The following is a 13,127-nucleotide window of genomic DNA, read 5'->3' as shown; positions in this document are numbered from 1 at the left end:
GATTTTTATCGTTTTACAGGGAAGCGGGACATTGTTCGCCGCGGGATGAATCTGTTTCAGTAATGAAACAGGCTTGATAAGGAAGAGAACCAAAGAAGACGTTTATCGCCGAATTTCAGCAACCTGTGATAAAAGGCCACTGTAAAAAAACAAAAACCCCGCGCGGAGCGGGGTTTCGTGTTCAGAAGCGGGCACTGCGACTGCCCGCTCCAGTGACAACCGAACCGGTGATCAGAACTGGTTCATGGTGTTGTCTTTACCGCCGGCCTTCAGGGCCGCATCGCCAGCGAAGAACTCTTTATGGTCATCACCGATGTTGGAACCGGCCATGTCCTGGTGCTTCACAGTCGCAATACCCTGGCGGATTTCCTTGCGCTGAACACCTGCAACGTAGGCCAGCATGCCTTCGTCGCCGAAGTAACCCTTGGCCAGGTTGTCGGTAGACAGGGCCGCGGTGTGGTACGTCGGCAGGGTAATCAGGTGGTGGAAAATACCGGCTTCGCGTGAACCGTCACGCTGGAAGTTACGGCACCACTCGTCAGCCAGCTGACCCAGCTCGGTGTTGTCGTACTCTTCGCTCATCAGAGCCGCACGGTCGTATGCGGATACATCCTTGCCTTCTTCCTTCCAGGCATCGAACACCTGCTGACGGAAGTTCAGGGTCCAGTTGAACGACGGGCTGTTGTTGTAAACCAGCTTGGCGTCGGGTACCACTTCCTTGATGCGGTTAACCATGGCAGCGATCTGGCCGACGTGGGGCTTCTCGGTTTCGATCCACAGCAGGTCGGCGCCGTTCTGCAGGCTGGTGATACAGTCCAGCACAACACGGTCTTCGCCAGTGCCGGGCTTGAACTGGAACAGGCCGGAAGCAAGGCGCTTCGGACGAACCAGCTGGCCATTCTGCTTGATCACAACGTCGCCGTTGTTGATGTCTTCGGCTTTCTCGATAACGTCGCCGTCGATGAAGCTGTTGTATTGGTCGCCCAGGTCACCCGGCTCTTCGGTCACGGCGATCTTCTGGGTCAGGCCAGCGCCCAGGGAGTCAGTACGGGCAACGATAACACCGTCATCAACACCCAGCTCCAGGAACGCCAGACGAACAGCATTGATCTTGGACAGGAAGTCGGCGTGGGGAACAGTAACCTTGCCATCCTGGTGACCACACTGCTTCTCGTCAGATACCTGGTTCTCGATCTGGATGCAGCAGGCACCGGCTTCGATCATCTGCTTGGCCAGCAGGTAAGTGGCTTCGGCGTTACCGAAACCGGCATCGATGTCGGCAATGATCGGCACAACGTGAGTTTCGTGGTTGTCGATCTGCTTGATCAGCTCGTCAGCCTTGGCGTTGTCGCCAGCTTTCTGGGCTTCTTCCAGGGCACGGAACAGGTGGTTCAGTTCCCATGCATCGGCCTGGCGCAGGAAAGTGTACAGCTCTTCGATCAGGCCGGAAACGGCAGTCTTCTCGTGCATGGACTGGTCAGGCAGCGGACCGAACTCGGAACGCAGGGCAGCAACCATCCAGCCAGACAGGTACAGGTAACGACGCTTGGTGCTACCGAAGTGCTTCTTGATGGAGATCATCTTCTGCTGGCCGATAAAGCCGTGCCAGCAACCCAGCGACTGGGTGTACTGGGACGTGTCTTTATCGTAGTTCGCCATGTCTTCGCGCATGATCTTGGCGGTGTACTTGGCGATGTCCAGACCCGTCTTGAATTTGTTCTGGGCGCGCATGCGAGCCGCGTGCTCGGGCTTGATGGCGTTCCAGGTGGGGTTCTGCTTCAGAATGGAAGCAATGGCGTCAACGTCGTTTGCGTATGGCATGATCTCAGTCCTGTCTTCTAAGGTTTGAGGTGCTCTTTTATGAAGCATAAAAGCGACTTCAGAGAGCCAGCGTCCGTTCAAAAAACAATCAGTCCGCTGACATTGACGGTTACTTTAGTGGGTTTGATTTTATAATTGAAATTTATATTATCTATATTCGGCATTTTTCTGGTGAATACCAGAAAACACCCTCCATAACCCGCCCTAAAGAGGTCTGTTCGCCGGACGAGACCCCGGAACTGAGCTGAATCACGCAATCAACAGCCGCGGGTGCTATTATTCAGCAGTCTTTACATATCCACTTTGCGCAAGGGACGGGAAGGAAACTCCGGTGTTATATCTGAGGGCATTTGGCCATTCCTTACTGCATGCACTGAAGAACCTCTTCCCAATCGTGTTGGTGGTGGTTTTTTTCCAGCTCGCTGTTCTGCAACAGGTACCGGACAACACCCTGAGCATGGCCTTTGGCCTGCTGATTGTCGCCGTGGGTGTGGCCCTGTTCCTCCAGGGTCTGGAATTGAGCATTTTTCCCGTTGGCAAAAGCCTCTCCAACCAGTTCGCACTGCGTGGTTCGATTCCCATTCTGCTGGCCTTCGGCTTTGCCATCGGTTTTTCCGCCGTGGTGGCAGAGCCGGCACTCATCGCGGTTGCCATGCAGGCGCAGGAGATCAGCGGCGGCCGTATTGACGCCCTGACATTGCGACTGCTGATTGCGGTATCAGTAGGGTTGGTGGTGGCGCTGGGCGTTTTCCGCACCATCATCGGCTACCCCCTGCACTGGTTCATGGTTGTGGGCTATATCACGGTAATGATCGTGACCTGGTTCGCGCCGGAGGAAATCGTCGGCCTGGCTTACGATTCCGGGGGCGTCACCACCAACGTGGTAACAGTGCCCCTCATTGCAGCCCTGGGCATAGGCCTGGCGGCGTCCATTCGGGGCCGCAATCCGCTGAGAGACGGTTTCGGGCTGGTAGCCCTGGCGGTGATGGTGCCGATGATTACGGTGCAGTTCTACGGCATTCTGGTGTATTCCGGCGAGCAGCCGGAGGGGGGTGAACTGCTGATGGACACGAATACCAGCAAAACCAGCGTGCCGGGCCCCCTGAAAATACTGCTGGAACTGGCGGAAATGGTCCGTGATGTGTTGCCGATTATCCTGACCATACTGGTCTTCCAGTACCTGGTACTTCGTCGCAGGCTGAGTAACCCCCGCAAGATACTCTTCGGTTTTGCCCTGGTCATACTGGGCCTGTATGCGTTCGTGGTTGGGCTGAAAATCGGCCTGTTCCCCATTGGCACCAGCATGGCGGAACAACTGATGGCCCTGGACGGCTTCCTGTTTGTTTACCTGTTTGCCTTCATGATCGGCTTTGCCACCACCATGGCGGAGCCAGCGCTGATTGCCATTGGCCAGCAGGCTGAAGACGCGGCCGCCGGCACCCTCAACGGCAATGCAATCCGGCTTTTTGTAGCAGTAGGAGTGGCGCTAGGAATCACCGTGGGTGTTCACCGGATAATCGCAGGGGACTCCATACACTACTACATTATGGGAGGTTATCTGGTCGTCATTATCCTGACCTCCATTGCGCCCCGGTATATCGTTGCGCTGGCCTATGACCTGGGTGGGGTAACCACCTCCGAAGTCACAGTTCCCCTGGTTACGGCTCTTGGTATCGGGCTGGCCAGCAGCATTGACGGACGCAGCGTATTGATCGACGGCTTCGGGCTGATTGCGTTTGCGTCGATTTTCCCCATTATCACCGTTATGGCCTACGCCATAGTGGTAGAAAAACTGGCAGCACGAAGGAAGGAAAGCTCATGAAATTTTCTGTACTGGTGGCCATCGTGCCTGAAGATCAGGAACAGGAGTGCATTGACGCCGCCCGGGACCTGGGTGCCGGCGGCATGACGGTTCTGTCTGGCCGCGGCATCAGCAACACCACCAAGAAAACGTTTTTCGGGCTCACCTACGATGGCAGCCAGAGCCTGCTGCTGATGGTACTGGAGAAAGGCCTTTCCCTGGATATCCTGAAAGCCATACAGCACATCCTGATGCCCGGGCCCGATGATTCCAGGGGGCTGGTTTTCACCCTGCCACTGGAACACCTGGGCGGGATTGATTACTCCCAGGTGGAGAAGTTCGAGCAACACCTGAAGGACTCACTGTAACCGGAGCCACCTAATGAAACTTGTGCAAGATGTGATGATCCGGGACACCATCAACGTGTCTCCCTTTGCCAGCCTCCGCGAGGCCCTGTCGCTGATGAAACAGCACCAGGTCAAATCCCTGGTGGTGGAGAAACAGAACGAGCACGACGCCTATGGGCTGATTACCTACACCAACATTCTCAAAACAGTGATTGCGGAAGACGGCGACATTGACCTGCTCAACGTCTACGACGCCTGCGCCAAGCCGGTGATCAGCGTGGGGGAACACCTGGGCATCCGCTATGCCGCCAGCTTGATGAGCCAGCACCGGGTCAAGCGCCTGCTGGTATTGCAGGATAACGACCTGGTGGGCTTCGTCACCATGGACGACATAATGGCTGCACTGCTCGATACCATTGAATAAGGCCTTGCCGGGTTCATGAATAGCAAAGCACGACCAGCCTGTCTTCGGGGTTCAGGTCCAGGTATTCATCCCGGGAAGGACCGAGTTTCACATGATGGCCATGCCTGTCAGGTTGATCACGCCAGACGCCCAGCGCTACCTCGCCCTTTGCGGCCAATACTTTTTCCAGTACCTGGAAGTCTGCACTGGCGGGTAACGGGTAATCGTGGGGATTCCGGAACTGGATTTCGGCGCCCCCCACCGTGAACAACTCATCCAGCACTACCCGCAACTCCCGCCGCAAGGCTACCTGGGCAAGAACGTGGCTGACGATCATGGGACTGATCATCATTTCACTCTGATGACCGGCCAGAAGATGACGATTGTCCGGGTCGCTCAATTCCATGATCAGTTGGGGCCGCGGCCCGCCTTCACTTAACAGGTCTTCAAGCTGGAGGTACCCGACCATGGCACGGGCATCGGCCTCTTCTCCGGAAGCCAGTCGATCACTGCTCAGGAGCATGATGGAATCATAGCTGAGCGGCCCTACCCGCCTGAGCTCTCCCTCCACCATGTAGTCCGCCTCTACGTGACGACAGATAACGGCACTTTGCTCACCCAGGTACCGGGCAATTTCCTGCTGGCGTTCCCGCGCCGGCACAACAGAGACGATATCCACCTCAAACCGCAGCTGGCTGTAACTTGAAAACTCGCTGATCAGGCTGGGTACACGCCGATTCCAGCCAAGCACCAGAACCCGGTGAACCCGTTCAGTGGCAGTGGCAGAACGGATGGCTGGCTCGCCACGGGCAATCATCGGAAGCGGTGCTGATTTGGAATCAGGCTCGGTTTCCGCATAGTCCCGGGCCAGCATCACTACCCGGTCCTCTGCAGCGATCGGGATATCCGATGAGGCCGGCATCTGCACGTTCCATCCCCTGCCCTGCGGTTTCAGGATGCCGAGCACAATGACCCGTGCTCTCTGAGAAGCCAGTTCACCGAGCGTCATCCCTGCCAGAGAGTCACCACTGCGTATGTAGATTTCACAGCCTTCTCCTGCCGTAAACAGCTCGTTGTAAATCTCTGACAGCCCCGGATGCAGGATATTCTGTACCATCAACCGGCTGATAGTGGCGTCGCCTGCCACCACTTCCATTTCACCAGGATAGGCCCGCTCAATGACCGGATGCTTGCGCATATCCTGGATTTCGGCAACCACGAACGGGAGGGGGGCGCCCAGGTGACGTGCCTGTGCGGCAATGGACAGCAGCGCCTTTACCGTCTCGATGTCGGATGTTACCAGGCTCCCTGCCTCATGGGCGGCACTGGGTACAATAACAGCGGAAGCGTCCAGGCAGGCCACCCGCTGCAAAGCGTCGGGCTGGATTGCCGCACCGGAGCGGAGAATAATCTGACGCGCCTTGCGACCGATTCCCGGTTCATTGCGCAATTCATGGACCTGGGCGGCTGAGGCGGTTTCGGAAAGCACCACCAACCGCAACCGGTTGGTATCGTGCTTCTCCAGGAATCGCCGCATGCGGCCTGAGGAACCCAGCAACTCCGCCAGCAGCGGCAGGGTCTGGCCGGTCCAGCCCAGCACCACGATATGATTTCTCAGGGTGACTGGTGTCAGCCCCCGCTCCAGATCCGCCATCTTGGCAATGAGCCAGCGGGTCAGGATAGCCACCAGCGTGCCCATGAACACCACATAACCACTGATGGTCAGGATGGTGGACACCAGCCGCTGCCAGTTACCCGCATCGTCCCCCAGATAGCCCGGATCTGTGAGCCGCAGGAAAGCCCACCAGAAAGCATCGCCCGCATCCTCATGAGGACCGCCAAACGGAAGCACCAGCAGCCCGCCAACTAGGGAAATTATCCCGATGAAGACACCTACCACAAGAAGCTGAAAACCCGCACCTTTGACGAGCTGGCGTTCTACAATGAATTTGACACGGTCAACAAATCGAAAAGGGAGCATGATCATCCTTTTGTACAGGCCCGAAATGTCCGTAGCATAGCCCATTACACGAAATGCAAGGGGAAAGGTTTGTTCAGCAACAGCAACCTGGCCGGAACCGGTTATGGGTGACCGACTGAAGATCATTATCGGCACGGTTTTCCTTCTGCCAGCTCCAGTGGCCACCGAACTCAACCACATAGCACAGCCCTGGCGCCAGGACGCTGTTGTTCTGGGCGTGGAGGAAGCACCCGATGTTGAGCGCTACCTTCATGAACTGTCCTTCGGGCACAGCCAGCCTGTTCCCTCCGCCACCGATAACGGCATCCGCGGGACCGGTGGCAGCGTTGGAAGCCGGCGTCTGTACCTGGATTTCCGCTTCCGGCAGGACTTCGGTTTTAACGAGGATCGCCAGGGCTTCCTGCTGGATATCCAGCGCAGTGAGGACTTTGACGGCAGTTTTGACCGGCAACTGATCGGATTTCGCCATCAACTGAGCGAAGCCACCGAAGTGTGGCTCCAGGGTGATGTGTTTGCCGACAAATCCCGCTCCGATATATACCTCAGCGGTCGACACACGTTCAGCAACGAGTCCTGGATCCACGGCAGCTGGATACTGCCCGACTTTTACTTCAACACCAAGACCCGCACGGACGACGCCTTTGTCGACCCGGCCCAGAGCTTCTTCGTTCAATGGCATCAGCCATCAGACGAGGACCGGTCCGGCGCCACCACGGCGTCGGTCACCTACTCCCCCCCGTCCACCTTTGACAGCCGGGATGAAAACCTGGTCGTGGAGAACGAATCCGTCCGGGGCGCCCTGACCCGGCAACACCGGTTCCAGAGCTGGCAATTGCGGATGGACCTGAGCGGCGAGTATACCCGCCGGCAATACAGTCTGGACGAGACCGCCGGCACTATTCCCACCCGGCGGGACCATGTCAGGGCCGGAGCCGAAGCGGTGTTTACGAAACACCGTCTGCAGCCGGGTATCGGCCTGCATTATTTCTATCTCAGGGAGCAGGGGTATACCGGGCGCAACCTGGACGACATTGCCGACATCCGCCGGCGCGAGCCCACGATTTCAGGGCATTTCAGGCTGGCGCTGGCACCGGCCGTCACATTGCAGCCGGCGGTGTACCTGAGCGCAGCGGACATTGACCAGTCCTACTCGGAAAACGATGACGATGACCATCGAGGCTTCACCGGCAAGCTGGCACTGCCTTTCGAGATCACTCTCTCGCAGCGGGATAACGCCGTACTCACGCTTGCGCCAACGTTCTACCTGCACAAGGCCGCCTTCGGCGGTGGCAACCTGCAGCTGCACTGGCCTATGTAGTTGCGGGCCGGCTTTCGGCTCTGACGGCTTCATCCAGGGTGGGATAGAACCGGACCACGCCCTCCTCCGGTTTCAGGCCCGCCCTTGCCAGCGTACGTAACGGCTGGAATTGCAGATCGGCAATGACAACCTGGGTGCCATCGGCCCTGCAGGTACTGATCAGCTTGTTCAGTGCCGACAGCCCACCGGCATCCAGAATCGTCACCCCATCCATGTAGAGAATAAACCCGCGGGCGCTGGCCGACAGCTGCGCCAGCTCTCCGAATATCCGGTCGGCCGCGGCGAAGAACAGGGGGCCATTGATCTTGAACACCTGCCAGCCCTCCGGAAGCCGTGCCCCGGCCAGTCGCTTGCTGCCGGTAATATCGGTTACCCGGGTCATCTGAGCCATTTCCCGCATGAACAGTACCGCCGCCAGCAGAATGCCGGTGGTGATGGCAATGACCATATCCAGCAATACCGTCAGCGAAAAACAGGTCACGAACACCAGTATGTCGCTGCGCGGGGCGGTTTTCAGCAGGTGAAGTGACTTCGGGGCTTCGCTCATATTCCACGCCACCACGATCAGCAATGCGGCCATGGCGGCCATGGGCAGATAGGCAAGCAGGGGTGCCAGTGAGACCAGCGCCAGCAGGACGACCAGGGCATGGACCATGGCGGAAACCGGTGATTCCGCCCCGGCCCGATAATTGGCGGCGGAGCGGGCAATGGCGGCAGTGGCCGTGATGCCACCGAAGAACGGCGTGATCACGTTACCGATGCCCTGCCCCAGCAATTCACTGTTGGCGCTGTGGCGCTTGCCGGTCATGCCGTCCAGAACAACCGCACACAGCAGTGATTCAATGGCGCCGAGCATGGCGATGGCAAAAGCCGCCGGCAACAGATCCCGGACCATCGACCAGCTGATACCCAGCGGATCTCCACTGGCGTCCGGACGGTTCCAGGGCCAGGCAAACTCCGGCAGAAAAGGCGGAATGCCTGCGCCGGTGGAACCGTCCGGCAGCAGGTAACTGAACCGGGAGCCGATGGTCTCTATCTCCGCCCCGTTGGCATTGAGCGCCACTGCCAGCAGGCTGCCAATGAGTACTGCCGGCAGGTGGGGTGGTACCGGTGTTCTCAGGCGCGGCCATAGCAACATCACCGCCAGTGTGGCCAGGGCTACCGCAGTCGTCATGGTATCCAGCCCCGGCAGGGCCTGGCCGACGGCTGCCAGCTTATCCCAGTAATGCTCCGGCATCTGTTCGATACCCAGCCCGAAGAAATCTTTTACCTGCAGGGTGGCAATCACTACCGCTATGCCACCGGTAAAACCGAGAGTGACCGATTCAGGAATGTATTCGATGAACCGGCCCAGACGCATAAATGCCATTACCAGCAGCAAAACACCGGACATCAACGACGCCAGCAGCAGCCCGCCGAGGCCATAGGTCTGGGCGATTGGATAGAGAATGACAACAAAAGCGGCGGTGGGGCCGGAAATACTGAAACGGCTGCCACCGGTCAGTGCAATGACGAAACCGGCTATAAAGGCAGTGTAGAGCCCATACTGGGGCGGCACACCACTGGCAATGGCCAGTGCCATGGCCAATGGAATGGCAATGATCCCGACCGTGATCCCTGCCATGACATCGCGCCCAAGGCGCCTGGTGGTGTATCGCTCATCAATACAGGCCTCGCGGAATGCGTGGGCGAGACGGAGAGAAAACAGATAGGCGCGATGGGGCATTTCACATCCTGAACAGATAACCAGTAAAACAAAAGGCTGACAGCCAACCGGGTTTCATGATCGTATAAGCAGCTATGACGACCTATTCTAACACCCTCACACTACTCGCCTGCCTGTTGCTTGCAGGCTGCGCATCAGTGCTGACGGGCACTTCTGAAACGGTGCCGCCTCAAAGCCAGTACGATTCTATCATTGCCGATGATAATGGTAGCTTGCTCTCAATCAACGAGCTGGCAAAAGCATTGGCGCCAGCGGATGTGATAGTGATCGGAGAGTACCACGGCCACCATGGCTCCCACCTGCTGCAAGCCCTGGTGCAGTCAGCGCTCTACCAGCAGCGCCCGCAACAGGTGTTAAGCATGGAGCAGTTCAACGTGGACGATCAGCAAAGGCTGGACGAGTATCTCGACGGCAAGTCCGGCGAAGAAGAACTGATTGCCGACACCGAAGCCTGGCCCAACTACAAGGCGTCCTACCGGCCGCTGATCGAATTGTCCAAAAGCCGGAATGTTCCTGTGATTGCCGCCAATGCCCCCGCCGATATTGTTCGATGTGTCGGCCGCACCGGCGCCGCCCACCTTGATGAGCTTGAGGCCGGGCAACGCAGACAGTTGCCAGAGGACCCGTTTGTCGACACGCCGGAGTATCGCAGCAAATTTTTCGACACCCTTGGCGGCGGCCATGGCAGCAACCACAACCAGGCGGATGTAAAGGAGCGCCTCGAGAACAGCTACCAGGCCCAACTGTTACGGGACAACACCATGGCGGACCGGGTGATAAAGGCCCTGGAGGACCATCCCGGGCACCAGGTTATTCATCTGACGGGTACCTTCCACGCTGAAGATCGCCTGGGCATGGTCGCGGTGCTGGAAGAAAAACAGCCCGATCTTGAGGTGGCAGTGGTCAGCCCGGTGTTCTGGAAACCGGGCGATGACCTGGACAACCTTCTGGAAACTCACCGGGGAAAGGGGGATTTTCTTTATTTCCTGCAGCCGCTGCCGGAAGAATACCGTGACAGCGACCGGCACCGGGATGCGATCATGGACCAGTTCCGCAATGCGGCTGAGCTTTCCTGCGAATGAGCACCCGGTTTCTGCATCGCTCACGCTGCCTTTTTCTGCCCTGCCCGGATCACAATGGCGATACCGCCAAGAATGGCGATGCCGGCAACCACCAGCCGCAGCGTCAGAGGTTCGCTGAGCAACAGCACACCACCAACCGCCGCAATCACCGGCACACTGAGCTGAACCGTCGCAGCCGTGGTCGCCTGCAACAACGGCAGCGCCATGTACCAGACGGCGTAGCCCATGCCTGAGGCAATGGCGCCGGACGCAATCGCATAGCCCATGCCCGCCATGTCAATCCTGGCACCAGCCATCATGACCAGGCTCAGTGCCAGGGCCATGGGTACGGCGCGGATGAAATTGCCGGTGGTTACTGCCGTGGGTTCACCCGCGCCTTTTGCCCTCAGCGAATAGATACCCCAGGCAATGCCGGCGCTGATCATCAGCAGGGAACTGAACAACGGTGGCGCCGTGAGCCCCGGCAGCAGCAGCCCCACCAGCCCCGCAAACGCCAGCACAAACCCCAGCCACTGCCAGAGACGTGGACGATCTCCACGGACAATACCAATACTGATCATGGTCGCCTGTACGGCACCGAACAACAGCAGGGCACCCATTGCCGCAGACAGTCCGCCATAGGCGTATGAGAAGGCCGCGGCATAGGCGAACAAGGCCAGCGCCGACCCCCAGGAGCCCTGTTTCAGTGGCACCCGGTTACCGCGAAGGCTCAGAATCAGCCACAGCATCAATGCACCTGACACCAGGCGGACGCTGGTAAACGTAGCGGCATCTATGTCGGTATCCCTCAGAGCAGCGCGGCATAGCAGGGAATTACCGGCGAAAGCGGTCATGGCAACGGTGGTAAGCAGCAAGGTACGCAATGGGGACAAGACAGCACTCCCGGGCAGTTGGTTTCGACCCTTTCCAGTGTAGGCGCTGTCCGGAAAACTGCTTATTACTCAATGGTCGATAACAGACGGCTACTGAAGACCTGTTCGTCGGAAGCTCCGAACAGCACGAAACGCACCCGCGTGACATTCTCAAGCCCCGGCAGAACCTGCCTGACTGTAGCTAGGGCGATCTCCGCTGCACTCTCCAGCGGATACCCGAAAGCTCCGGTCGAAATGGCCGGGAACGCCACGGATGCGATTCCCTTGCTGTCCGCCAGCTCCAGGGCATTGCGATAACATTCTGCCAGCCAGTGATCAGAAGGTTCATCGACTCCGTAAACTGGCCCCAGGCAATGAATGACAAACCGGTTCGGCAGGTCATGAGCGCCGGTGAGCACGGCCTCACCGGGACGGATCGGGGCCATGGGGCGGCACTCCGCCACCAGCCCCGGCCCTGCCGCAGAATGGATCGCACCAGCGACGCCGCCACCGGGCATCAGCTGTGCGTTGGCGGCGTTGACCACCGCTTCCATATCGTCCTGGCGGGTGATATCACCGCGCAGGCATTCCACGATTTTTCCGTTCAGTTCAACCTGTGCCATGGACCGCTCCCGGGCATTGCCTTAACGACGACGCTTCAGCGACCGGTTGATGATGATGGTCTCCGGGTGCTTCTGGCCGTTGATGGCAGCCAATGCCCGGTCCAGCGTCGCCGTGGCAATTGCCTCGTGTTTCTGTGGTAACGAATTGACCCTGACGGGCAGGAAATCCAGCAACCGGTCATCTCCGAAGGTAGCCATTCTGAGCGTGTCCGGCAAGCCGCCTGGCTGCTCCAGAAGCACATCCAGAACCCCCTGGAGCAGTGTGTAGGAGGCAGTAATCAGCGCATCCGGCAAGCCCTGTTCCGACAGCACCTGCCGCATCAGACCAGCACCGGTTTCGCGATCATAGTGCTCACCGCTGTAGACCGACCACTGGCCGCTGCGGCTTTGTGCGACATCCTCGAATCCCTGCCGGCGCTCCCGGGTCATGGCCAGAGCCGGCACCGCATCCAGCCAGACCACCGACCCGGTGCCAGGCTCCAGCACGGACCGGGTCAGCACGGCAGCGCCCTTGCGATTGTCACTGACCACACAACTGATCCTGTCCGGTGACTGGGCCCGGTCCACCGCAATCACCGGCAGGCCTTCCTGCTGCAACTGCTGATAGAACGGATCCTCCGGTGGCAGGGCACTGGCGACAATCAGGGCATCGCAGCGACGTGCCTTGAGGGACCTGGCCAGGTCCCTCTCGGTGTCCGGATCATCCCCGGAACCGGCGATCAGCAACTGATAGCCATGGGCGCGCCCACCCTGCTCCAACAGTTTGGCCAGCCGTGCGTAACTGGCGTTCTCAAGGTCCGGAAGGATAAAGCCCAGGGTTCGGCTGGCCCCGCCCCGAAGCGCCGCTGCCTGGGCATCAATCTGGAAGTGGTTGTCCCGGGCCACCGCCAGGACCTTGTCGATGGTGTCCTGCTTGATTCGCCGGGCCGGCCCCTGACCATTGATCACGTAACTGGCGGTGGTTCTGGAAACGCCCGCCAGGCGGGCAAGTTCAGCAAGGGTCATGGGGCCATTCTCTCCTCGTCACGGATTGCTCCTGATCACAGATTGCTTGATTTCTGATCATATCTGTTTCATGATTCATTTTATGTTTGCTGACACGATTCAGCAACCCGAATGTTCAACGGTATCGATTCTCCACACAGGTCGACGCCAGCACCACACAATAACAAAG

At 58.6% G+C, this 13,127-nt stretch carries 11 protein-coding genes; 5 read left to right on the top strand and 6 right to left on the bottom strand.

Features of this window, described 5'->3' with window-relative positions; translation table 11 throughout:
• Nucleotides 1–231: 231 nt before the first annotated feature.
• Nucleotides 232–1,824: an isocitrate lyase gene (locus tag HLUCCO03_RS00745; protein WP_292016596.1), complete on the bottom strand. Its 1,593-nt coding sequence runs from the start codon at nucleotides 1,822–1,824 to the stop codon at nucleotides 232–234.
• Nucleotides 1,825–2,152: 328 nt separating this feature from the next.
• Between HLUCCO03_RS00745 and HLUCCO03_RS00740 the strand changes: the two genes are divergently transcribed.
• Genes HLUCCO03_RS00740 through HLUCCO03_RS00730 form a run of 3 tightly spaced genes read left to right on the top strand, consistent with a single transcriptional unit; the run spans nucleotide 2,153 to nucleotide 4,393 of the window.
• Nucleotides 2,153–3,643: a DUF1538 domain-containing protein gene (locus HLUCCO03_RS00740; protein ID WP_292016584.1), complete on the top strand. Its 1,491-nt coding sequence runs from the start codon at nucleotides 2,153–2,155 to the stop codon at nucleotides 3,641–3,643.
• The gene (locus HLUCCO03_RS00735) at nucleotides 3,640–3,990 is read left to right on the top strand and encodes a hypothetical protein (RefSeq protein WP_027829824.1); all 351 of its coding nucleotides are present in this window, start codon (nucleotides 3,640–3,642) and stop codon (nucleotides 3,988–3,990) included. Before HLUCCO03_RS00740 ends, HLUCCO03_RS00735 begins: the two co-directional genes overlap by 4 nt.
• Nucleotides 3,991–4,003: 13 nt before the next feature.
• Nucleotides 4,004–4,393 (top strand): CBS domain-containing protein, encoded by a 390-nt coding sequence (locus HLUCCO03_RS00730; protein ID WP_027829825.1) that lies wholly within the window; start codon nucleotides 4,004–4,006, stop codon nucleotides 4,391–4,393.
• 13 nt (nucleotides 4,394–4,406) lie between these two features.
• On the opposite strand, the gene HLUCCO03_RS00725 is transcribed toward HLUCCO03_RS00730, so the two are convergent.
• Nucleotides 4,407–6,353, bottom strand: a complete 1,947-nt coding sequence (locus HLUCCO03_RS00725; RefSeq protein WP_027829826.1) for a hypothetical protein — start codon at nucleotides 6,351–6,353, stop codon at nucleotides 4,407–4,409.
• A gap of 103 nt (nucleotides 6,354–6,456) precedes the next feature.
• On the opposite strand from HLUCCO03_RS00725, the gene HLUCCO03_RS00720 reads away from it, so the two are divergent.
• Nucleotides 6,457–7,671 carry a hypothetical protein gene (locus HLUCCO03_RS00720; protein ID WP_027829827.1) on the top strand — a complete coding sequence of 405 codons (1,215 nt, stop codon included), beginning with the start codon at nucleotides 6,457–6,459 and terminating at the stop codon, nucleotides 7,669–7,671.
• On the opposite strand, the gene dauA is transcribed toward HLUCCO03_RS00720, so the two are convergent.
• On the bottom strand, nucleotides 7,664–9,397 hold the full coding sequence (gene dauA, locus HLUCCO03_RS00715) for a C4-dicarboxylic acid transporter DauA (RefSeq protein ID WP_027829828.1): 1,734 nt from the start codon (nucleotides 9,395–9,397) through the stop codon (nucleotides 7,664–7,666). The two genes, HLUCCO03_RS00720 and dauA, sit on opposite strands and share 8 nt — an antisense overlap.
• A 74-nt stretch (nucleotides 9,398–9,471) precedes the next feature.
• Between dauA and HLUCCO03_RS00710 the strand changes: the two genes are divergently transcribed.
• Nucleotides 9,472–10,479 carry a ChaN family lipoprotein gene (locus HLUCCO03_RS00710; RefSeq protein WP_027829829.1) on the top strand — a complete coding sequence of 336 codons (1,008 nt, stop codon included), beginning with the start codon at nucleotides 9,472–9,474 and terminating at the stop codon, nucleotides 10,477–10,479.
• Between the two features lie 20 nt (nucleotides 10,480–10,499).
• Here the strand turns inward: HLUCCO03_RS00710 and HLUCCO03_RS00705 are convergent, their stop codons facing one another.
• The 3 genes from HLUCCO03_RS00705 to cra form a co-directional block, all read right to left on the bottom strand.
• Nucleotides 10,500–11,351, bottom strand: coding sequence for a DMT family transporter (locus tag HLUCCO03_RS00705; protein WP_027829830.1), 852 nt, complete (start codon nucleotides 11,349–11,351; stop codon nucleotides 10,500–10,502).
• Nucleotides 11,352–11,416: 65 nt separating this feature from the next.
• Nucleotides 11,417–11,953, bottom strand: coding sequence for a macro domain-containing protein (locus HLUCCO03_RS00700; RefSeq protein ID WP_027829831.1), 537 nt, complete (start codon nucleotides 11,951–11,953; stop codon nucleotides 11,417–11,419).
• A 21-nt stretch (nucleotides 11,954–11,974) separates the two neighbouring features.
• A complete protein-coding gene (gene cra / locus HLUCCO03_RS00695; RefSeq protein ID WP_027829832.1) occupies nucleotides 11,975–12,958 on the bottom strand; it encodes a catabolite repressor/activator in 984 nt (327 codons plus the stop codon).
• Nucleotides 12,959–13,127 lie beyond the last annotated feature (169 nt).

It is taken from the genome of Marinobacter sp. HL-58 (assembly GCF_001314605.1).
In the GTDB taxonomy this organism is placed as follows: Bacteria; Pseudomonadota; Gammaproteobacteria; order Pseudomonadales; family Oleiphilaceae; genus Marinobacter.
Note: the sequence above shows the minus strand (reverse complement) of the source record. Positions and strands in the feature narration are given on the sequence as shown.

Excerpts from the sequence above, each read along its gene's own strand:
- dauA (WP_027829828.1), bottom strand. The coding sequence starts at position 9,397 with ATGCCCCATCGCGCCTATCTGTTTTCTCTCCGTCTCGCCCACGCATTC.
- cra (WP_027829832.1), bottom strand. The coding sequence starts at position 12,958 with ATGACCCTTGCTGAACTTGCCCGCCTGGCGGGCGTTTCCAGAACCACC.
- HLUCCO03_RS00735 (WP_027829824.1), top strand. The coding sequence starts at position 3,640 with ATGAAATTTTCTGTACTGGTGGCCATCGTGCCTGAAGATCAGGAACAG.
- HLUCCO03_RS00710 (WP_027829829.1), top strand. The coding sequence starts at position 9,472 with ATGACGACCTATTCTAACACCCTCACACTACTCGCCTGCCTGTTGCTT.
- HLUCCO03_RS00720 (WP_027829827.1), top strand. The coding sequence starts at position 6,457 with ATGGGTGACCGACTGAAGATCATTATCGGCACGGTTTTCCTTCTGCCA.
- HLUCCO03_RS00700 (WP_027829831.1), bottom strand. The coding sequence starts at position 11,953 with ATGGCACAGGTTGAACTGAACGGAAAAATCGTGGAATGCCTGCGCGGT.
- HLUCCO03_RS00725 (WP_027829826.1), bottom strand. The coding sequence starts at position 6,353 with ATGCTCCCTTTTCGATTTGTTGACCGTGTCAAATTCATTGTAGAACGC.
- HLUCCO03_RS00730 (WP_027829825.1), top strand. The coding sequence starts at position 4,004 with ATGAAACTTGTGCAAGATGTGATGATCCGGGACACCATCAACGTGTCT.